At 60.5% G+C, this 20,821-nt stretch carries 19 protein-coding genes; 8 read left to right on the forward strand and 11 right to left on the reverse strand.

Translation table 11 applies throughout. From position 1 onward, the window contains the following. Position 1: 1 nt before the first annotated feature. A complete protein-coding gene (gene pssA, locus JTJ32_RS04505) occupies positions 2-1,345 on the reverse strand; it encodes a CDP-diacylglycerol--serine O-phosphatidyltransferase (RefSeq protein ID WP_210041066.1) in 1,344 nt (447 codons plus the stop codon). A gap of 389 nt (positions 1,346-1,734) precedes the next feature. Here pssA and JTJ32_RS04510 point away from each other — a divergent pair, with 389 nt between their 5' ends. Beyond that, positions 1,735-3,924: a TonB-dependent receptor gene (locus tag JTJ32_RS04510; protein ID WP_210041067.1), complete on the forward strand. Its 2,190-nt coding sequence runs from the start codon at positions 1,735-1,737 to the stop codon at positions 3,922-3,924. Between the two features lie 53 nt (positions 3,925-3,977). Here the strand turns inward: JTJ32_RS04510 and JTJ32_RS04515 are convergent, their stop codons facing one another. Next, positions 3,978-5,132 (reverse strand): glycerophosphodiester phosphodiesterase, encoded by a 1,155-nt coding sequence (locus JTJ32_RS04515; protein ID WP_210041068.1) that lies wholly within the window; start codon positions 5,130-5,132, stop codon positions 3,978-3,980. A 321-nt stretch (positions 5,133-5,453) separates the two neighbouring features. Here JTJ32_RS04515 and JTJ32_RS04520 point away from each other — a divergent pair, with 321 nt between their 5' ends. The 4 genes from JTJ32_RS04520 to JTJ32_RS04535 all read left to right on the forward strand — a co-directional run bounded on the left by JTJ32_RS04520 (position 5,454) and on the right by JTJ32_RS04535 (position 8,148). After that, positions 5,454-6,386, forward strand: coding sequence for a 2-hydroxyacid dehydrogenase (locus JTJ32_RS04520; RefSeq protein WP_184320035.1), 933 nt, complete (start codon positions 5,454-5,456; stop codon positions 6,384-6,386). Between the two features lie 109 nt (positions 6,387-6,495). After that, on the forward strand, positions 6,496-7,218 hold the full coding sequence (locus tag JTJ32_RS04525; RefSeq protein WP_210041069.1) for a CTP synthase C-terminal region-related (seleno)protein: 723 nt from the start codon (positions 6,496-6,498) through the stop codon (positions 7,216-7,218). Further along, positions 7,215-7,535, forward strand: coding sequence for an antibiotic biosynthesis monooxygenase family protein (locus JTJ32_RS04530; RefSeq protein WP_210041070.1), 321 nt, complete (start codon positions 7,215-7,217; stop codon positions 7,533-7,535). The genes JTJ32_RS04525 and JTJ32_RS04530 overlap by 4 nt, the downstream gene beginning before the upstream one ends. A gap of 121 nt (positions 7,536-7,656) precedes the next feature. After that, positions 7,657-8,148, forward strand: a complete 492-nt coding sequence (locus JTJ32_RS04535; RefSeq protein ID WP_099228490.1) for a MarR family winged helix-turn-helix transcriptional regulator — start codon at positions 7,657-7,659, stop codon at positions 8,146-8,148. A 16-nt stretch (positions 8,149-8,164) separates the two neighbouring features. On the opposite strand, the gene JTJ32_RS04540 is transcribed toward JTJ32_RS04535, so the two are convergent. The 3 genes from JTJ32_RS04540 to JTJ32_RS04550 form a co-directional block, all read right to left on the reverse strand. After that, positions 8,165-9,583: a short-chain fatty acid transporter gene (locus JTJ32_RS04540; protein WP_099228491.1), complete on the reverse strand. Its 1,419-nt coding sequence runs from the start codon at positions 9,581-9,583 to the stop codon at positions 8,165-8,167. Positions 9,584-9,826: 243 nt separating this feature from the next. Then, the gene (locus tag JTJ32_RS04545; protein ID WP_099228492.1) at positions 9,827-10,483 is read right to left on the reverse strand and encodes a CoA transferase subunit B; all 657 of its coding nucleotides are present in this window, start codon (positions 10,481-10,483) and stop codon (positions 9,827-9,829) included. Positions 10,484-10,542: 59 nt separating this feature from the next. After that, positions 10,543-11,244 carry a CoA transferase subunit A gene (locus JTJ32_RS04550; RefSeq protein WP_004887055.1) on the reverse strand — a complete coding sequence of 234 codons (702 nt, stop codon included), beginning with the start codon at positions 11,242-11,244 and terminating at the stop codon, positions 10,543-10,545. Positions 11,245-11,370: 126 nt separating this feature from the next. Here JTJ32_RS04550 and JTJ32_RS04555 point away from each other — a divergent pair, with 126 nt between their 5' ends. From JTJ32_RS04555 to JTJ32_RS04565, 3 genes are all read left to right on the forward strand, one after another. Next, positions 11,371-12,264, forward strand: a complete 894-nt coding sequence (locus JTJ32_RS04555; RefSeq protein ID WP_210041072.1) for a LysR family transcriptional regulator — start codon at positions 11,371-11,373, stop codon at positions 12,262-12,264. 98 nt (positions 12,265-12,362) lie between these two features. Beyond that, positions 12,363-12,644: a hypothetical protein gene (locus tag JTJ32_RS04560; protein WP_099228494.1), complete on the forward strand. Its 282-nt coding sequence runs from the start codon at positions 12,363-12,365 to the stop codon at positions 12,642-12,644. Positions 12,645-12,777: 133 nt separating this feature from the next. Further along, positions 12,778-13,383, forward strand: a complete 606-nt coding sequence (locus JTJ32_RS04565) for a LysE family translocator (protein WP_210041074.1) — start codon at positions 12,778-12,780, stop codon at positions 13,381-13,383. 65 nt (positions 13,384-13,448) lie between these two features. Here JTJ32_RS04565 and ssuE read toward each other — a convergent pair whose 3' ends face one another. From ssuE to JTJ32_RS04595, 6 genes are all read right to left on the reverse strand, one after another. Next, positions 13,449-14,030, reverse strand: a complete 582-nt coding sequence (ssuE, locus tag JTJ32_RS04570; protein WP_184320050.1) for an NADPH-dependent FMN reductase — start codon at positions 14,028-14,030, stop codon at positions 13,449-13,451. 245 nt (positions 14,031-14,275) lie between these two features. Further along, positions 14,276-15,364 (reverse strand): polysaccharide biosynthesis/export family protein, encoded by a 1,089-nt coding sequence (locus JTJ32_RS04575; RefSeq protein ID WP_184320053.1) that lies wholly within the window; start codon positions 15,362-15,364, stop codon positions 14,276-14,278. 163 nt (positions 15,365-15,527) lie between these two features. Continuing rightward, positions 15,528-16,937, reverse strand: coding sequence for an undecaprenyl-phosphate glucose phosphotransferase (locus JTJ32_RS04580; RefSeq protein ID WP_184320056.1), 1,410 nt, complete (start codon positions 16,935-16,937; stop codon positions 15,528-15,530). Positions 16,938-16,949: 12 nt separating this feature from the next. Beyond that, positions 16,950-18,170 (reverse strand): glycosyltransferase family 4 protein, encoded by a 1,221-nt coding sequence (locus JTJ32_RS04585; RefSeq protein ID WP_099228499.1) that lies wholly within the window; start codon positions 18,168-18,170, stop codon positions 16,950-16,952. Between the two features lie 73 nt (positions 18,171-18,243). Further along, positions 18,244-19,359, reverse strand: a complete 1,116-nt coding sequence (locus tag JTJ32_RS04590) for a glycosyltransferase family 4 protein (protein ID WP_210041076.1) — start codon at positions 19,357-19,359, stop codon at positions 18,244-18,246. Between the two features lie 18 nt (positions 19,360-19,377). Beyond that, a complete protein-coding gene (locus JTJ32_RS04595) occupies positions 19,378-20,754 on the reverse strand; it encodes a hypothetical protein (protein ID WP_236059158.1) in 1,377 nt (458 codons plus the stop codon). Positions 20,755-20,821 lie beyond the last annotated feature (67 nt).

Consider the following 20,821-nt stretch of genomic DNA (forward strand, 5'->3'; position numbering starts at 1 on the left):
TCTACAGAATCCGGTACAGCAGACGCTCGACCCTGACACGACTCACGCGGCGCAGAAACTTGCGCACCCCTTCCGGGTAATTCGCCAGCGTATCCAGCTCGTCGTATTGGTTGACGCGCTGGGTGTTGCGCATCAGGTGGGCGATCTCTGCTTCTCGCGGCGCAGTCCACTGACCTTGCGGATCATCGATCAGCAGACCGTTTTCCAGGTCGAGGTTGAATGCGCGCGGGTTCAGGTTGTTGCCGGTCAACAGGGTATAGCGCTGATCGACCCAGATGCCCTTGAGGTGGAAGGTGTTGTCGCCATGCTTCCACAGGTGCACGTTCAAACGGTGCTGGGCGATGGCCTTGCGGTGCTTCTGGGTGAAACGCCTGAGGCTGATCTCATAGAGGTATGGCAGGGCTGAGATCACCTTGAACGGTTCGTCCGGGTGGATGAAAAAGTCGTTGGCGGTCTTGTCGCCGATGATGATATCGACGTTCACACCGCGTTTGAGTGCCCGGTTGATCTCGCGGGTCACGGCCACCGGCAGATTGAAGTAGGGTGTACAGATCGTCAGCTGGATCTTGCTGGAGGCGATCAGGTCGCAGATGGCGCGATTCAGCCCGTTGCGCGGACCGACGCCCAGCAGCGGTACGACGCGAAATTCGCCGTTTTCCCTTTCGCCCGCCGAGGTGTCGTAGGCCGTCCGCTTCAGGTTGCTGCGAAAGGCGCGAATCTCGCCGCGCAGGCTGCGGGAACTGGGCGGAGACTGCAGGTCCAGGCGATGCACGGCCGGTGAGGGCAGTATTTCGCGCTGTACCAGATCCACGAAGCTGTCGGCCAGCGGTGAGCTCTCGATCAGGTGATAGCGGTCCAGCCGATACTTGTCGAGCTTGTGCAGGTACACGTTGTTGATACTGGCGCCACTGTAGATGACGCAATCGTCGATCACACTGCCCTTGAGGTGCAGCACGCCGAACAATTCCCGGGTCTGGACCGGCACGCCGTAGATGGGCACTTCCTGGTCGTGCTCCAGATTCTGCGCCTGATACCAGGTCGAATTGCCCGGCTGACGTCCGGCACCGATCAGGCCGCGCTGCGCCCGGAACCAGTCCACCAGCACTACCATTTCCAGCTCGGGGCGGGCGGTTTTTGCGGCGTAAAGGGCATCGAGGATTTCCTGGCCCGCTTCATCCTGCTGAAGGTACAGCGCGATGATATAGATGCGACGGGTCGCCGAAGCGATCCTTTCCAGCAGGCAGCGCCGATAGTCGGCGGCAGAGGGGACGATGGAGATTGCATCGCTCGGCAAGGCAAAACCGCGGAGCGCCGCCAGGGTCGAGCGTCGGAAGTTGGACTGCATAGGCCTCTCGATGGGATAACCAACAGCGGCTGAGCTTACACCACCCAACGCATCAGGTCGCCGCCAGTGTCCTGTTTCAGGTTGTGACCATGCGTTTCAAGGCATTTCCTGATCCCATCTGGCGCTCTGAAAAGGTGATGCAACTCGAGCGACTGACTGATCCGCAACAATGGTCCGACGTATCGATCGTGCCCATGCTCCGCGTGGGCATGCCTGAACGGCCGCTCCCGCCACGCCTTTCGTCGTGAAACCCGCGTTGTAGCCGCTTGCATACAAATAAACGATAACCGTTCCCAGTAACACCTGATAGCATTTCGCATTCCCATAACAAGGGCGCATTCATGGAAGGACACTGCCCAGCCCACCTTATCGTTCAGCAGGACATCTCCATGCACACCTCGCCGTTTCCTTTTCGCCTGACGCTGATTGCGTTTTGCTGCTCCTTTGGTCTTCCCGCCTGGGCCGCTACGGCCACGTCTGCCTCGTCAGGCGGCCCCATGGTGCTGGGCGAAACCGCAATCAGCGCTGACAAGGTCGCCCCTCAAGCGTTGCCGCCCGTTTATGCCGGTGGCCAGGTGGCTCGCGGCGGGCAACTGGGTGTACTGGGCAGTTCGGACATTATGGATGTGCCGTTCAGCATGACCAGCTACACCGAGCAGTTGATCGAGGACCAGCAGGCCGAAAACATCGGCGACGTCCTGCTCAATGACGCGTCGGTTCGTCAGTCCTCCGGTTATGCCAACGCCTCGCAGGTGTTTGTGATCCGTGGATTCGCGCTGAATACTGACGACATCTCCTACAACGGCCTTTACGGCGTACTGCCTCGGCAGATCATCTCGACTGACGCGCTGGAGCGTGTCGAAGTATTCAAAGGTCCTAACGCCTTTATCAATGGCGTGACGCCAACCGGTTCCGGCATCGGCGGCGGCGTGAACCTGCAGCCCAAGCGTGCGAAAGACACACCGACACGTCGTTTCACCACCGACATCAGCAGCGACGGTCGGGTCGGTGAGCACCTGGATCTGGGGCAGCGCTTCGGTGAGGACAACCGGTTCGGCGCACGCCTGAACCTGGCCCAGCGCGAAGGTGAAACCGGCGTCGATGACGAAGAGCACCGCAGCAAGCTGTTCGCGCTGGGCCTGGATTATCGCGGCGATAACTTCCGCATATCCGGTGATTTCGCTTATCAGAAACAGCGCATCAATCAGAGCCGCAACACCGTGTTCGTGGGCAGCGGCCTGACCAGCGTACCGCACGCGCCTGACGCCGATACCAACTACGCGCCCAACTGGACCTGGACCGAAACCGAAGACACCTTCGGCATGAGCCGGGTCGAATACGACCTCAACGATGACTGGATGCTCTATGCCGCTGCCGGTGCCAAACACACCCGCGAAACCGGTATCTATGGATCCCCGACCATCAACGACGCAGCTGGAAACATAACGGCGACGCCGTCTTTCATCCCTCATGATGAAGACAACAAGACCGCCATGGCGGGCATCAATGGCAACCTGCAGACCGGTCCGGTCAGCCACAAGGTCAACTTCGGACTGTCAGGGATCTGGACCGAACAACGCAATGCGTACCTGTTCGGCGGCAGCCGCGCCGGCAGCAACCTTTACGACCCGGTGTCGACCGAGCGTCCTGCTCTCAACGGCATCACCGCCGGCGACTTGAACGATCCCGGCATCACCGGCAAGAGCCGCATGCGCAGCGCGGCATTCTCCGACACCCTGGGCTTCTTCGACGACCGCCTGCTGGTGACCGCAGGTCTGCGTCGTCAGCAACTGCGAGTCCAGGGTTATGCCTACGGCAGCGGTCCGCGCACATCGCTGTATGACGAAGCAATCACCACACCGATCTACGGTGTCGTGTTCAAACCGTGGCGCTACGTTTCGTTCTATGCCAACCGTATCGAGGGCCTGGCCCAAGGGCCGACCGCGCCGGGTACGGTGACGATCAACCCCGGCGAGATCTTCCCGCCTGCGCGTTCCAAGCAGGTCGAGGCCGGCGTGAAGCTCGACATGGGCACTTTCGGCGCGAGCCTGGGTGTGTACCGTATCGAGCAGCCGGCCGACGGTTATCAAGTTCAGGACGGTAGCGGGACCCGCTATGTCCGCGATGGCGAGCAGCGTAACAAGGGCGTGGAAATGAATGTATTCGGTGAGCCTGTCAGCGGACTGCGTCTTTTGGCCGGTCTGACTCTGATGGACACTGAGCTGAGCGGCACTGCGGGCGGCAGCAACGATGGCAACGATGCCGTGGGCGTACCGACCTTCCAGTTCAACGCCGGGGCAGACTGGGACATTCCCGGCATTGAAGGCGCGGCAATCAACGCACGCATGCTGCGCACCGGAGGCCAGTACCTGAACGCGTCGAATACCTTGAGCATCCCGACCTGGAACCGCTTCGACCTGGGCGCACGTTACACCTTCAACGTGGCGCAGAAAGACATCACCCTGCGCGCCAACGTCGAAAACCTGATGAACAAGGATTATTGGGCGTCCACCAACGGCGGTTACCTGACTCAGGGTGAGCCACGCACCTTGAAAGTGTCGGGCACCATCGACTTCTGATCGACAACCGGCTGACAGTGCCCCCTGACACCGTCAGCCGGTCTGTCACGCCCTCAGTAGCCGTTGCGCTTGAGGATCGTGTCAATGCTTTCCTTGGCCGGACGGCCATAGTACTTCAGCAGCTCGGCGGTGCGATTGGTGAAGAAGCCGTCTGCACCATCCTGGCTGATGCGCTTGAAGTCCGCCGGGTCATCCACGGTATACGGATGGATGACCATGCCTTTCTCGTGAGTCAGGTTGTTCATCCAGGGTTTGACCAGATCCATGTAACTCTGGTCGCCGCCCTTGGCCAGTTGTGACGACGGGCCGGTGCCGATGGCGCCGTGGGCCTTGGCCCAGTTGATCCAGTTCTCGAACTCTTCCGGCGACTTGACCTCCTGGCTCGCGTAATAGCTGGATTTGTCCTTCATGCCTGAATCCTTGAACGCCACATCGGACTTGGGTTCGATGGAGCCTTTGCCGATCCACAGCAGCATGACTTTCGGCACTTTCGGCATTTCTTTCTGCAGCAGCTCCAGGCTCTGTTTCTCAAAGGTCTGCAACACCACACGGCCCGGCATGTGCGCGACGTTCACATGGCCCGGCGCTGCAGCAGGGCGTTGCGCCAGCCAGCCGCGCTTGGCCAGGACTTTCTTCAGGTCGGCTTCGACACCGGGAAACTGCGACGGCACCTTGGTTTCAATGTACAGCCCCGGCTTGTTCGCGCCGCCTTCGGCAATATCAATCACCTCATCCAGCGTCAGAATCTGCAGACCGGCGTAGCTGTCACGGGCGCGGTCCGGGTAGGCTTTGTTGAACCACGAACCGGCATCCAGTTGCTTGAGCTCGGCCAGCGTGAACGTGCTGACCGGGTCCTTGGCACGGCTCGGAAAAACCTCGGCAATGTTGGTGGTGCGCTCCAGCACATCGTCATGCAGGGCGATCAGCACGCCGTCCTTGGTGCGCTGGATATCCATCTCCAGATAGTCCGCGCCCAGATCGCGAGCCAGGGTATAGGCCGGGATGGTTTCTTCCGGGGCGTCGAACGAGGCGCCCCGGTGAGCGACCACCGCAGGCCATGGCAATCCCAGTTTTTCGCTCAATACTTTACCCGGTGCATCTGCGGCCGATGCTGTGCCTGACGACAGCATCACACCTGCGATGGCGGTCGCCGCCAGCAGTCGAGCCAAGGGCGTTCTGGTGAACCGGAAAGAGGAAAATCCTTGCATGGGCCGATGATTCCTTGAATGGAGAAAACAGTTGATCGCCTCGTACAGTTCGACGGAGACGCACCCTGAAGCATTAACAACATCGCTTTCGATACGGCAAGTGCAGTGTCGTTCCCGGTTGCGTGATGTCGTCCTGAATGTCATTTACGGCACACAACGATAGCGCAACGCCGCAGCCGCATGGCCCCGAGGGCTGGCGCACAGTCTGGGCGACGAATGAGACGGCTGTATGAACGCAGGCTGTTCATTCGGCGAATGCCTCTGCCCAAGCGCGTCGACTCGGGTTACTGTCAGGTTTTTGATCATCAGGCAGGAGTGGGCATGACAACGGTATTGGTGCTGGTCGAAAATCTGGATACCTATCTGCCGATTCTGGAACACAGTGGTTTCGAGCTGATTCGCGCACCCACAGCCGCGCAGCGTGCCGAAGCGATTGCCGCACATGGGGCGGCCATCAGCGCGGTCGTGACCCGTGGCCCGCTGGGTTTCTTCGCCGAAGAGATGGACGCCTTGCCCAACCTGCGCATCATCTGCGTAAGCGGGGCGGGGTATGAAAAGGTCGACCTGCCAGCGGCCGAAGCACGTGGCATTACTGTCACCAATGGTGCGGGGGTCAATGCTTGCACCGTGGCCGATCATGCGCTTGCACTGCTGCTTTCACTGGTACGTGACATTCCTCAGGCTGACGCCTCGGTGCGGCGCAGCGAGTGGCGCAAGGCGGTGCGTCCGTCGCTGGCGGGCAAGCGTCTGGGCATCATCGGGCTGGGCGCGGTCGGGTTGGCGATTGCCCGGCGCGCGGCGGCTTTCGATATCAGCATCGGTTATCACAATCGCAAGGCACGCTCCGACTGCGATTACACCTGGCACGCCTCCGTGCAGTCGCTGGCCGAAGCGTCGGACTTTCTGGTCATTGCCACGCCGGGCGGCAGCAGCACCCATCATCTGGTAAACGCCTCGGTGCTCGCGGCATTGGGGGGCGACGGGTTTCTGGTCAACATCGCCCGCGCCAGTGTCGTCGACACAGACGCTCTGGTCGCCGCATTGCAAGCGCAGAAGATTGCCGGAGCGGCACTGGATGTGTTCGACGATGAGCCCAGCGTACCTGACGTGTTCAAGACCCTGGGCAATGTGGTGTTGACGCCACACGTGGCAGGCCTGTCGCCCGAGGCATCGAAAGACAGTGTGCAGATGGTCAATGACAACCTGCTGGCCTTCTTTGCCGGCAAGCCTGTACTGACGCCTGTTCACAGTTGAGCGGTCGTGCGTGGCTGCACGGATGGCTTGCCTGATCGCCCATTCTGCTTGCGCTGCTGCCTGTCTATAGTCCGGCCCATCACGCATGACATCAATCAGGGAGCAGGGCATGGACGCAATGAGCGGGGCAGGCAAAACCGTGCGAATCGGTCTGGTAGGGGATTTCAATACGCAGTTCGCGGCGCATCAGGCAATACCGCAGGCCTTGCAGATGGCAGGTGACGCGTTGCAGTTGAAAGTCGAGGCGCAGTGGTTGCCAACGCCTGAAATCGGAGAGGGAGTCCGGCTGACGGCCTTCGATGGCCTGTGGTGTGTGCCGGGCAGTCCCTATCAGGACATGCAGGGCGCGATGACAGCGATTCGTCTGGCGCGCGAGCAGCACATTCCGTTTCTCGGTACCTGTGGCGGATTTCAGCATGCGTTGCTGGAGTTCGCCCGTAACGACCTGGGCTGGAGCGATGCCGAGCACGCTGAATCAGCCCCGGACGCCCCGAACGCGATCATTGCGCCGCTGAGCTGTTCTCTCGTCGATGCACTGTCGACGATTCATCTGGTGCCGGACACCTTGATTGCCCGGGCCTACGGCAGGCTGGAGATCGAGGAGCGTTATCACTGTCGTTACGGTCTGGTGCGTGAGCTGGAACAGCAGGTTTTCGGCGCGGCAATGAAAATCAGCGGACGAGGTCCCGAAGGTGAAGTGCGCAGCATGGAACTGGAAGGTCATCCGTTTTTCGTCGCCACGTTGTTTCAGCCTGAGCGTGCCGCGTTACTGGGCAGCACGCCCGCGCTGGCCAAGGCGTTCGTTCAGGCGTGCAGCGGTGACGCCCGATGATCGCCTCGCGTTTTCCCACGCCTTATTACGCGGTGGTGTTTACATCACTGCGCAGTGCTGATGACGGGCAGGATTACAACTCAGCCGCGCAACGCATGGTCGAACTGGCCCGGCAGCAGCCTGGATTTCTCGGGGTGGAGTCGGCGCGTGACGAAACCGGTCTGGGCATTACCGTGTCGTACTGGTCCGATGAGGCCGCGATTCGGGCCTGGAAGGCTCATGCCGAGCATACCGAGGTTCGTGAACAGGGCCGGGCGTACTGGTACCAGTCGTTCACGACGCGGGTGTGCAAGGTCGAGCGCGACTATTCATTTTGATGCCGGGCAGCCTGACACCGCGCAGCACTGCGTAAAGCAGTTGAAACAGGGAATGCGACCCAAGGTGCTGTTTCAATTTGCGGGGATATGCCAGCATTGGGCTCCAGACACGGGAGCCCTTATGAATCACGACCTGACTCCGAACGGCACGGTGCGCATTCCGGAAGGCCTGGATGTTCCCGCGCAGGTGATTTGCCACGCCACCAGTCTGCGCAGGGCGAGCCGACGCATCTGCCAGCTATACGACGCCGTCATGGCGCCGTGCGGCCTGCGTTCGACGCAACGTTCGATCCTGATGCAGATCGCCCGCAATCAGGCGCCGACCATGACCGAACTGGCGACGATTCTGGTTATCGATCGCTCGGCGCTGGCGCAGAATCTCAAGCCGCTGGAACGTGAAGGGTTGTTGTCGGTGGACGTCGACCCGAACGACAAACGCAGTCGCCTGGTGCGCCTGACGCAGGCTGGTGTCGAGAAACTGCTGGAATCCCAGGCATTGTGGGAACAGGCCCAGCGCTCCTATGAAACCGCGCTGGGGCCTGAACTGGCACTGGAACTGCGCACCCTGCTGGCGCAGGTTGCAGCGGCCGACTACGGCGACGAGTACGCGTGAGTCGGCCGGTCTGCTGTCAGGGCATGACAGGTGGGGTGTAGGTCAGTGTCGTGCCCAGTGCCCATAGCAGGAACAGCACCAGCGGCGCGTGAACCAGCAACTGCACGAACGAAAAACCGATCAGATCGCGCGCCTTGAGGCCCAGAACACCCAGCAGCGGCAGCATGTAGAACGGGTTGATCAGGTTTGGCAAGGCTTCGGCGGCGTTGTAGATCTGCACCGCCCAGCCCAGGTGATACTGGAGTTCATTGGCGACCTGCATCACATAAGGTGCTTCGATGATCCACTTGCCGCCGCCCGACGGGATGAAGAAACCGAGCACCGCCGAGTACACGCCCATCAGCACCGCATAGGTGTCGTGGGAGGCGATGCTGGTGAAGAACGTCGAAATGTAATGCGCCAGGGTCTGCGCGTCGCCGCCCTTGACCGTGGTCAGCAGCGCGGCAATCGAGCCGTAAAGCGGAAACTGGATCAGCACCCCGGTGGTGGTCGGTACTGCCCGCGCCACGGCATCCAGAAAACTGCGTGGCCGCCAGTGCAGCAGTGCGCCCAGCATGATGAACAGGAAGTTATAGGTGTTCAGCCCGGAAATCGCAGTGATCGCCGGTTTGGTCGAGAACTCGTTGAACAGCCAGCCCGCACCTAACAACACCATCAGAATGATCAGCAGGGGACTGTATTCCAGCCATTCACCGGGCCGCGAACGGACAGGCAGCGGTGGCAGGTTGAAGGCCGGGTCCACGCCGCAGTCTTTCGCATCTCGAGCGCTGTTCGGGCCGGGCGCAGTGGCATAGGCGACGATCAGGGAAATGACCACCAGCGCCGCCAGCATCACGCCGGACTGCCAGAGGAAAATGGTTTCGGTGAAGGGGATAACGCCCGTGATCGCCAGGATCGACGGTGGCAGGCTGGCCGGGTTGGCCTGCAATTGCGCCGCCGATGACGACAGCCCTAACGCCCAGACGGCGCCCAGCCCCAGATAGGCCGCTGCACCGGCGGCTCGATAATCCATGCGCAGATCGGTGCGGCGGGCGAGGGCGCGTACCAGCAGACCGCCAAACACCAGGGAAAGCCCCCAGTTGAGCAACGACGCGAGCATCGAAATCAGCGCGACCCAGGCCACCGCCGAGCGGCCATTGCGCGGAATACGCGCCAGTCGGTCGATCAGCCTGACCGCAGGCGGCGAACTGGCCACCACGTAACCGCCGATCACGACGAACGCCATCTGCATGGTGAACGGAATCAGGCTCCAGAAGCCGTCACCGAAGGCCTTGGCCGCTTCTGCTGGTCTTGCACCGATGGCCAGCGTCGCTACGGTGACAATCACCACTGCCAGGGCGGCGAAGACCCATGAGTCGGGGAACCAGCGTTCAGCCCAGGCAGCGCAGCGCAGGGCAAATCGGGCGGAGCGGCTTTCTTCGAGGTTGGCGGCCATCTGGGCGTCCTGTTGTCATTATTATTGGGAGCGTGTGTGCGAGCGTTTCCGGCGTGTCTTTTGGCACACTCCGGACGGTGGAAGGCGGCTTGCTGGCGATGACGTCAGTTCAGTCGCAGCGGTAGCGCCTGAAAAAATCTATCGCCGGCAAGTCGCCTCCCACAGGAGACTGCGTTTATTCAGCAAGTTACATTGTTGTCTGAAGAGCAGTCGTTCAAACCAGGTTTGCGTCAGGTTGCTCGATCAGAACGTCATCTCGACCACATCGTCCGGTACGATCAGCTTGCCAGCGGTCTTGGCGATGATTTCTTCAACGCTGACCCCCGGCGCACGTTCGCGCAGGATGAATGCGCCGTCTTCGATTTCAAGATAGGCCAGATCGGTCAATACCTTGCGGATGCAGCCCGCACCGGTGAGTGGCAGGCTGCAGCGGGGCAGCAGTTTGGACTCGCCGTCCTTGGAAGCATGGGTCATGGTCACGATGATGTTGTCCGCGCCTGCCACCAGGTCCATTGCGCCGCCCATGCCCTTGACCAGCTTGCCGGGAATCATCCACGAGGCGATGTTGCCCTCGACGTCCACCTCGAACGCGCCCAGCACCGTGAGGTCCACGTGGCCGCCACGGATCATGGCGAAGGATTCGGCCGAAGAGAAAATCGATGCGCCAACACGCGCGGTGACCGTCTGCTTGCCGGCGTTGATCATGTCGGCGTCGATGGTGTCTTCGGTGGGAAACTCACCCATGCCCAGCAGGCCGTTTTCCGATTGCAGCATGACGTCGATGTCTGTCGGGACATAGTTGGCGACCAGCGTTGGAATGCCGATCCCCAGATTCACGTAATAGCCGTCCTTGAGTTCGCGGGCGACGCGCTGAGCCATTTGTTCGCGGGAAAGTGCCATGGTCTGAATGCTCTTTGTGGTTGTGTGCCGATTCCTGCTTCGTGAAGCGCCTGTCGCCCTCAGGATTTTCTGAGGGTGCGCTGCTCGATGCGTTTTTCGAAAGTGCCCTGGATCACACGGTCGACATAAATGCCGGGAGTGTGAATCTGGGTCGGCAACAGCACGCCGGGTTCGACAATCTCCTCGACTTCGACCACGGTGATCCTGCCTGCTGTGGCGACCACGGGGTTGAAGTTCTGCGCGGTATGGCGATAGATCACGTTGCCGAAATGGTCAGCCTTCCAGCCTTTGATCAACGCGAAGTCACCGGTGATGGCTTCTTCAAGAATCACGTTGCGGCCGTTGAACTGGCGGGTCTCCTTGCCTTCAGCGACGGGAGTACCGTAGCCGGTGGCGGTGTAGAACGCCGGGATGCCTGCGCCGCCCGCACGAAGTTTTTCGGCGAGGGTGCCTTGCGGTGTCAGTTCGACTTCCAGTTCGCCGCTCAGCAACTGGCGTTCGAACAGGGCGTTTTCACCTACGTAGGACGAGATCATCTTTCTGATCTGGCGGTCTTCGAGCAGGATGCCCAGACCGAAGCCATCGACGCCGCAGTTGTTGGAGACGACGGTGAGGCCCTTGATGCCCATGCGCTTGATTTGCGCGATCAGATTTTCCGGGATGCCGCACAGCCCAAAGCCGCCACAGAGCACGGTCATGTTGTCGGTCAGGCCGGCGAGGGCCTCTTCGTAAGTTGCCACTCGCTTGTCGAGTCCAGCCATGATGATCCGCCTTTTATAGTTGTGACCGGCAGGTGCTGCCGGAGGATCGGGTTGCCTGCATCTTCTCTCGGCTTCAATGATTTGTTAATTTTGTTTTTCTGATGGATTGATAAGAAAGATAAATATATGAACGTGAAGCAGCTCCGCGCTTTTCTGGCCGTGGCGCAGTACCTCAGCTTTGCGCAGGCGGGCGAACGGCTGAATCTGTCACAACCGGCCCTGAGCCTGACGATAAAAAGCCTGGAAGAGGACCTTGGCGGCCAGTTGCTCACGCGCACCACGCGCAATGTCAGCCTGACGCCCGAGGGCGAGACGCTGCTGCCACTGGCACGCCAGCTGCTGGCCGACTGGGACAATACCGAGGAGTTGCTGCGCCAGCGTTTCACCTTGCAGATGGGACGTGTGTCCATCGCCGCCATGCCATCGTTTGCAGGCAACCTTTTGCCCGGCGCCTTGAAGACTTTTCGAGAGCGCTACCCACGGGTCAACGTGGCGGTGCATGACGTGGTCAACGAGCAGGTCCTGGAAATGGTGCGGCATCGGCGGGTCGAGCTGGGCATCGGTTTCGAGCCTGAATCAAGCAACGCACTGTCGTTCACGCCGTTCTACATGGATCGATTCGTGGCCGTGGTCTCCAAGCAATCGCCGCTGGCCGGGCGCGAGGAAGTGTCCTGGGCCGAGCTGTTGAACGAAGACTTCATTGCCCTGCAGCGGCCTTCAGCCGTACGCCTGCTGCTGGAACACGCCATCGAGTCGCAACATGGCAAGCTGTCGGTGGCCTTTGAAAGTCATCAACTCTCGACCATCGGGCGCATGGTCGCCAACGGTCTGGGCGTCAGTGCGGTGCCATCGTTGTGCATCGAACAGATGCGGGAGCTTGGTGCGCGTTGCGTACCGCTGGTGGAACCGCGTATCGAACGGCGTATCGGGTTGATGATGCTGGCCGATCACAAGCTGTCGGCGGCGGCTCAGGCACTGCGCGAGGTGCTGATTGAGCATGCCCGTGAACAGGGGGCGTGAAAGTCGATAGCCACTATCACGGCTGTTGATTTTTGCCACGCAGGGTCGGGGCGTAACCTTGCTTCATTCCCGAAATGAAGCCAGCCTGGAGGCCCGCCATGAACCGTTTATTTGCCCTTGCTCTTGTTCTGTCATTCACCGTCGCACTGGTCTCCGGTTGCTCGACTCATCATGCGGTCGAGTTGCGTCCCTACTCGGTCGAAGAGAGCCATCAACTGGCGATGGAAGACCTCAATCGTCGCGGTCTGTCCTTTGAGGAGTATCAGGCCCGCAAGGCGCAACTCCTTGCAGATCCGCAGATCCAGCAGGTTCGCCAGTTCGACGACCAGGGTGAAATCAGCGTTGATCGCGGTACATTGAGCCAGAATCCTCAAGGTTAACAGTCAGGCTTGAACGAGGTTTTCGCTCGAACTGTATGGTAAGAAACTTCGCTTAACTGTCCATGTGTTTCCTGTCGGTCTTTCGATAGGGTGAGTACCCGACTCACGGCTTCACAGACACCTGGATCGCTTCATGTCGTTCTCTCTGGATTTACTGCTGGCCTTCGCGTTTGCCTTCGTCACGTCGGTGACCCCCGGCCCCAACAACATGATGTTGCTGGCTTCGGGCGTCAACTTCGGTTTCGGCCGCACGCTGCCGCACATGCTGGGCATCAGCATCGGTTTTTTCGTTCTGGTTCTGGCGGTGGGGTTTGGTCTGGGCAGTGTGTTCAAGGCCTGGCCGATGCTCTACACCCTGTTGCGTTACGTGGGCGCGGCCTATCTGCTTTACCTGGCCTGGAAAATCGCCACTGCCGGCCCGGCCTCCGACTCCAGCGAAAGTCGTGGCGAGCCGATGAGCTTCATGGGCGCAGCGCTCTTCCAGTGGGTCAACCCCAAGGCCTGGATCATGGCGATTGGCGCGATCAGCACCTACACGCCAATGCAGGGTTACTTTACCAATGTGGTGATCATCTCGGGCGTGTTTGCCTTGATCAACCTGCCAAGCGTCGGCATCTGGGCCGGATTCGGCAGTCTGCTGCGCAACGTGCTGCGTGATCCCGTCGGATTGCGGATATTCAACGGTGTGATGGCTGCCTTGCTGGTGGCGTCGCTGTATCCGCTGATTATCGAGCATTGATGGCCGGGACGTCTCATGATGGCTCCCACAGCCCTGTGTTTCGCTGCGGGAGCAGGTTCAGCCGATCACAACGCTAACTGTAAATGCCCGCCTGCCGCCTTGTGTCGCGCCTGAAGTCGGTGCTGCAGGCTGAGGTAAAAGTGCTCAAGCCCTTCGTTCAGCCGCTCGGTGAGGATTTCGTCGAGCGTGCCACCTTCCTCGTTGTCGCCATAGGTGATCTGGGTGTCGATGGCAAAAATGCCGTGCAGCACTTCCTGGGATTTGAGCGCCGACAGCACAGGCTTCAAGGCGTAATCCACCGCCAGCATATGGGCAATGCTGCCGCCGGTTGCCAGTGGCAGTACCACCTTGCCGTGCAGGGCGCGCTCGGGCAAAAGGTCGAGCAGTGTTTTCAAGGCGCCGGAAAACGAGGCCTTGTAGACGGGCGTTCCGATCAGCAGGCCGTCGGCCTGCCGAACCGCTTCGACAAATTCCAGCACTTGCGGGCTGTCGAATTTCGCGAACAGCAAATCTTCGGCATTGAAATCACGAATACGTAGCGTGGTTACGCCGACACCGTGGCTTTGCAGCCAGCGTCCAGCGTGAGCCAGCACAACGCCTGAGCGGGATTTGGGGGAGGGACTGCCTGACAGTGACACAACGAGCATGCGGGAATTCCTTGCGATAAGCGTAAGGCTGTAAAGCAGCTTGTGTGCCAGAGCGTCATGCAGCGGCTCATGCCTCTGAAACACTGGGGCTGTGGCCTTTTTCCCGTGCAAAGCGCACCTTGCAATAGCTGCTGAAAAGCCGGCCAACTGTTGAACTGCTGTTGCGCCCGCAACACTTCTGCCAAACCCCAGGCAAAAAAAACCGCGACCGAAGTCGCGGGTACAAGGTTCGAACGTCGAGCGGATCAGTTACGGAAGGCCGCCCCGGTCTGCACAACGCTGGCCGAGCCGAGCAGTTGGCTGATGAAGCGGCTCCAGCGGGTGATGTTGGCCGGGCCTACGAACACCACATCCTGAGCCTTGAGTTCGAACTGTCCGGCCAGCAGGTAGGCCGTGGGCTTCTTGGCGTTCAGGTGATACACGGTGGACGATGCATTGGCGAAGTTCTCTGCGCCGCGGATCACATAGACCGCATCGCCATCGGCGCTGTCCGGACTCAGACCGCCGGAATTGCCCAGAGCTTCGAGCAGGGTCACGTTGGTGGTGGCGAAGGAAATCACCTGCGGATTACGCACTTCGCCCAACACGTAGATCTTGTTCTTGGAAGCGCTGTTGAGGTGCAGGTAGTCACCGTCCTTCAAGAAGACCTTGCTCAGTTGCGAGCCTTTGCGGTTCAGCGAGTCGATGTCGATCATGTAGTCGCGACCATCACGGCGCAGCGTCAGGCCTGCCAGGTTGGCGTCGGTCAGGTCGATGCCCGCGACACTGATGGCCTGCACCAGGCTCAGCGGAATATTGGTGATCGATTGCGGACCAGGGCTTTTGAACGAGCCGGACAGCAGCACGCGCTGACTGTTGTAGCGCAGCACCTTCACGTCGACCTTGACTTCAGTGTATTGCGGCGCAAGGCCCATGCGCAGTTGTTCACGAATCTGGCTGACGGTCTTGCCGCCCGCGCGAATCCTGCCGACATACGGAAAAAACAGCGTACCGTCGCTCAGCACCTCTCGGGTGTTGGCGTCCAGTTGGTCCTGCGAGCCCGGCGCGGTCAGCTCGGGGTGTTCGAAGACCGTCACCAGCAATGTGTCGCCAGGCCCTACGACGTACTCCGGGGTCTTGTAGTTCAGCAATTCGGCGGGCAAGGCCTTGGCGTCCATCGCGGTGTTCTGCTGCTGTTGCTGCAGGGTCTTCGGGCTGATGTCGACCAGCTGCGCCTTGGGTTCGTCCGGGTCGCTGGTGGTGACATCGCCGGGTGTCATGTGTTGGCCGGGAGCGAATACGCACCCCTGCAGGATCAGGGAGGAGAGTAGCAGGACAGCCAGGCTTCGATTCATGGGAGTGTTCCTTCGTGACGGTGCACCTTGCACCTGAATGATTTCGTTACGTCCATTTCCACTACCGGCAGCAGCACCGGTCCACGTCGTGATCGTTTTTAGCGCGCGCACATACCTCCCTCCGGGCAAAGGCTGCCGGAGCCGTCGTCTAGTCAATGGAAAGTCAGAAGGCGTTCTTGTTGAAGAAGCCTTTGAACAGCGTCAGCAGAATGATTTTCAGGTCCAGCCAGATCGACCAGTGTTCGATGTATTCCAGATCGAACTCGACCCGTTTACGCATCTTGTCCAGCGTGTCGGTCTCGCCACGCCAGCCGTTGATCTGCGCCCAGCCGGTGATGCCCGGCTTGACCTTGTGGCGCAACATGTAGCCGCTGACCTGTTTGCGGTATTGCTCGTTGTGAGCCACGGCATGCGGACGCGGGCCGACGATGGACATGTCGCCACGCAACACGTTGAAGAACTGGGGCAGTTCGTCCAGCGACGTGCGGCGCAGGAACGCACCCAGCGGCGTGATCCGTGTGTCGTTGCGCGTGGCCTGGCGCACCACATCGCCGTTTTCCTGCACGTTCATGCTGCGAAACTTCCAGACCATGATCGGCCGACCGTCCAGCCCGTAACGGCGCTGACGGAACAGTACCGGACCTTTAGACGTCAGCTTGATGGCCAGGGCAATCAGCAACAGTGGAATCGCGATCAACACCAGAATCAGGCTCGACAGCAGGATGTCTTCGACGCGCTTGACCACGCTCCACGCGCCATCCATGGGCGAGTCGAAAATGCTGATGCTGGCCAGCCCGTTGATACTTTCGCTGCGCGCGTGCAGCAACTCGAACATGAACACGTCCGGTATCAGGTACACCGAGGCAGTGGTGTCACTGAGGCCGGTGATCAGTTCGCGCAGGTGAGGTTCGGCACTGAACGCCAGGGTGATGTACACCTTGTCGATCCGGCCCTGACGGGCGTCCTCGACCAGTTGCTCGAGATCGCCGAGCACCGGCACACGCCTGCCAGTGGCCTTCAGGTTCATCTGCTGCGGATTCGAGTCGTAGAAGCCCAGCAGATTCAGGCCCATCCAGGGCGCGCTGGAAATCGACTCGGCCAGCCGCTCGCCGACCTGACCGGTGCCGACAATCGCCACGCGCCGGGTGTTGAAACCGTGGCGTCGCAGGCTGTGCAGCAGCAGGCGGATCAGCAGGCGATAACCACACAGGATCGCCAGCACCAGCGCGAACCAGGTCATCTGTCCGTTATCCGGCAGGTTGTCCCGGTCGAGCAGCAGGTAATCCACTGACAGCAGCGTGATGAAGGTCAGCGCCCAGTAATTGAATACCTTGGTCAGCTCGCGCAGGATTCGCTCGCCGCGCCAGGAGCCGTAAAGCTGGTGGTACTCGCCGACCCAGTGAAACACCAGCACAGCCAGAATGATATGCAGCCAGGCCTCGGTGCTGTCGATCATTGCCAGTCGGCTTTGCCAGTAACCGATCAGTACGATGACCGCCAGGTCCAGCAGACGGTGAGCGACCGACAGCGCTGACTGATGGGCATGCAGAATGCCGCGAACGGAGGTGCGCATGACGGTGCTCGCTCAAACGGATTTGATGGGAACGACTCGGGACGGCAACTCGCTGGCAAGGCTTTGCGAGGTCTGGGGTGTCCAGGGCTGAGCGGGCAGGCGGGACAGGTGTGCGGTGGCCAGGTGGTTGTCGACAAAGGCTTTGATTTCCTGCTCGAAACGGATAATCGAGAACCGCTCGGCGTTGGCGCGGCAGGCCTGCGCGGTGATGCGCGCCTGCGCACTTTCGAACTCGTTGACCGCTGCGATCAGTGATTCAACGGTCTGCTGCGGATAGAACACCCCGGTAGGGTGTGGATGATCCAGCCCGCGCACGGTCTCCAGCACGCCACCCTTGCCGAAAGCGATCACTGGTGTGCCGCAGGCCTGGGCTTCCACCGGGCTGATGCCGAAATCCTCTTCGGCAGCGAACACGAATGCTCTGGCGGTGCGCATGTGCTCGATCAGGACGCTTGCCGGCTGGAAACCCATCAGTGTGATGTTGGGCGCCCGGCTTGCGATGGCCTGCGCCTTGGCCAGGTCAGGACCGTCGCCGATCATGATCAGACGCTTGTCCGGCATGGCAGCGAAGGCTTCGACAATCATCGGCATGCGCTTGTAGGGGACCATGCGCGAGGCGGTGAAATAGAAGTTCTCGCGTGTACCGTTAGCGGTGAAGCCGAGCGTATCGACCGGCGGGTAAATGACCGTCGATTCGCGCCGATAGGCCTTGCAGATGCGCGCGGCGATAAACCCTGAGTTGGCGATGAAGGCATCCACACCGGCCGAGGTGCGCTGGTCCCACAGGCGGATGTAATGCAGCACCAGTCGCGCCAGCCGGCCTTTGATGCCGGTGTTCAGGCCCGCTTCGCGCAGGTATTGGTGTTGCAGGTCCCAGGCATAACGGATCGGTGAATGGATGTAGCTGACGTGCAGTTGATCCGGGCCACTCAGCACGCCCTTGGCCACGGCATGACTGCTGCTGATGATCAGGTCGTAACCGGACAGATCCAGTTGTTCGATAGCCAGCGGCATCAGGGGCAGGTAGCGCTGGTAGCGGTTTCTGGCGTTTGGCAGGTTCTGGATGAATGTGGTGGTGGCCACCTTGCCGTGCAAATGGGCACGGTCCTCATCGTTCAGAAAGTCGATCACGGCAAACAGGTCGGCCTGGGGCCAGATATTGATCAGTGAAGCCAGCACACGCTCGGCACCGGCATAGGTCACCAGCCAGTCGTGGACGATCGCAATTCTCATGGAGATTCCTTGCTGTATTCGCTCGCTCTACTGCAGGCGCGACAGGGCGCGTCTTGACGTTGCTGTTATTGATTCAGGGTTTGCTTGAAGAGGATTCGGGGCTGATGCGCTGTTTGCCGAGCAGCGCCGGTTCCGGCCCCAGCAAGGCATCGATGCGCTGGGAAAGGCGGTGTGCGGACAACTCCCAGGAAAAGCGTTTCACATTGTTCAGCCCGTGCAGGCGCAAGGCGTCGCGCAACGGGGCATCGACCAGCACCCGGTGCATGGCCGCTGCCATGTGGCCGACGTCAAGCGGATCGAAATACAGGGCACTGGCCTGCAGTACTTCCGGAATCGAGGCAGCATTGGCGGCCAGCACCGGGCAGCCGCACGCCTGGGCTTCCAGCGGCGGTATGCCGAACCCTTCGTACAGGGACGGAAACACAAATGCGGTCGCGCCCTGATACTGCTCGATCAGCTCGGCATCGCTGAGCCGTCCCAGAAAACGAATGCGCGGATCACGACAGGCCAGGCGCTGCAGGTTCGGATCGGCGAAGATGCCAGTGGCGGCGCCCACAATGTGCAGTTGCAGATCGTTGTGATCCCGCAAGCTCAGAAACGCCTGGATCATACGGTTGAAGTTCTTGTGCGCAGCGGGTGAGGACACAGCCAGCAGGTATTTCGGTGTATCGGACTGCACCGGGCGAGGACGGAAGCTGTCGCTCACCGCAGCCGGCACGACCAGCACCCTGGCTTCGGGAAAACCGTAGAACTGCGCTATCTCGCCTCTGGAGAAGGTGCTGCTGGTCACCAGGGTTTTGATGCGCGACAGCAGGATCGGTGTGATGGTGCGGTAGGCCAGGCGGAACAGCCGGGTATAGCTCTGTGGAAAGCGTACGTAATTGATGTCGTGATGAGTGGCGATCTGGTTGCGGTAAAACATCGGGCCGGTGCTGCTGATGGAGATCAGCAGCGGATTTTTCTGCCGCCGCAGGTACAGGGGCAAGTCAATCTGTTCCCAGAGATGACCCTTGTTATGACCGATGCACTGTACGTTCAGCGCTTTGGCACTTTCGTGCAGTTTGATGCCGTGAGGCGCGACGAATACCAGATCGTTGCGCAGCCTTTTCAGCGCCATGCAGATCTGCTCGGCATAACGCTGAACGCCACTGACGTCCTGGGTGAGAAACCGTGAATTGATAAAGATCATCTCAAGCATCCTGCAAGGTCATGGTGATGTAGGGTGGATGCGGGTGCTTTTTTGAAGGGTTTGCGACCTTCGATCCCGTTCTTGTTGGGCGAACAGCACGGGCCTCATGCCCAGGCTGATGATTTTCGGAAATTCGTCAATCCGGATCTGGGCCGAACAGCGGGCGTCGGTGCAGTTCCAGGGTGTATCGGTCTCGAAGCGGCCCTTTTCCGGCTGGCCGCTGTCGATAATTTCCACGTTACCGCGCTGCACGCTGCTCGCTTCGACATGGGTCAGGTGTGGCACACCGGTGGTCCACGCCACCAGAATCTGCTCCTGGCCGCGGGAGAACCTGAGCAGGTAAGTCGAATCCATTTCCTGGCTTCTCTCGACGTCGTACTGGTAATCCAGCAAGGTCCTGCTGATGGCATTGAGCGTCGCGTAGGCAGGCTTGGTGCTCAGGTCTTTCCTGAGCAGGCCGAAGTTCTGTTGCGGGTCTTCACTGTCAGTGCCGCTGTCGATCAGTCCGTGCCACCAAAGCCCCTTGATATCCGGCAGCGTGCGGGCGAGAAAAAAGCTGCGCGCCAGAAAGGCGGCCTGGTTCTGTTCGCTGACGCTGCAGTCACCGGTGCCTGTCGGCCAGCCCATCTCGGTCAAATACAGCGGTACCGGACGGGTCGCCAGCGCACGCAGGTCCGCATCGATCCAGCGCAGCCACGCGATCCAGCGCTCGGGTGTGTGGCGCTGCTCGGTCCGGCAATGCACGTAGGGATGCAGTGACAGGCCGTCCACCTGATTGAGCAGACCGTTCTGGATCAGTCGCTCGGCGAACCCCAGCTCCATTCCCAGGCTGGTGACGGCGCCGGCCAGAATCGTGACCGGCTTTTTCTGTGTTCTGATGCGGGCCGCGGTTTCTTCGACCAGCGTGCTGTAGTCCTTCGCCGCCCAGGCATCGACCGGGTTTTCCCGATCCCACTCGTTCCAGATTTCGTAAAGATCGATCCGGTTGGCCAGTTCCTGTGTGATGAAACTCACGTAGTTGCCGAATGCCTGGCGCACGACTGGGTGACGCGGTTTGGCGTGGTTGTCATAAAACGGGCTGCCGTAACCCAGCACCAGCAGCGGCCTCAGACGATGCTCGCGAACCCCGTCCAGATACGCCTGCCAGACGGGATTGATGCGCAGAAAGCCGCGTCGGGGTTCGACCTGGGTCCAGTACGCGCTGTCGCGAACCGAATTGACGCCTGCGCGCTCCAGCAACTCGAGGGCCTGCGTCGGCAGGCGGTCGCTGCTCATCAGTTGCGCGTCGACGCCGATGATGAAGTGTTCCTCGCCCGTGGCGAAAAGGCTGGTGAACAGCCCCAGCAGAAAGACCGTCAATGATCGTCGTCGACGGAGTGCGGGTGGCTTGGACATGTCTTGGCTCAGTCAGGAAGCACGCTGCGCAGCACTGTCTGGCGGAGCACGTGCCGAGGAAGATCAC

Source organism: Pseudomonas alliivorans (assembly GCF_017826695.1).
GTDB classification, from domain to species: Bacteria; Pseudomonadota; Gammaproteobacteria; order Pseudomonadales; family Pseudomonadaceae; genus Aquipseudomonas; species Aquipseudomonas alliivorans.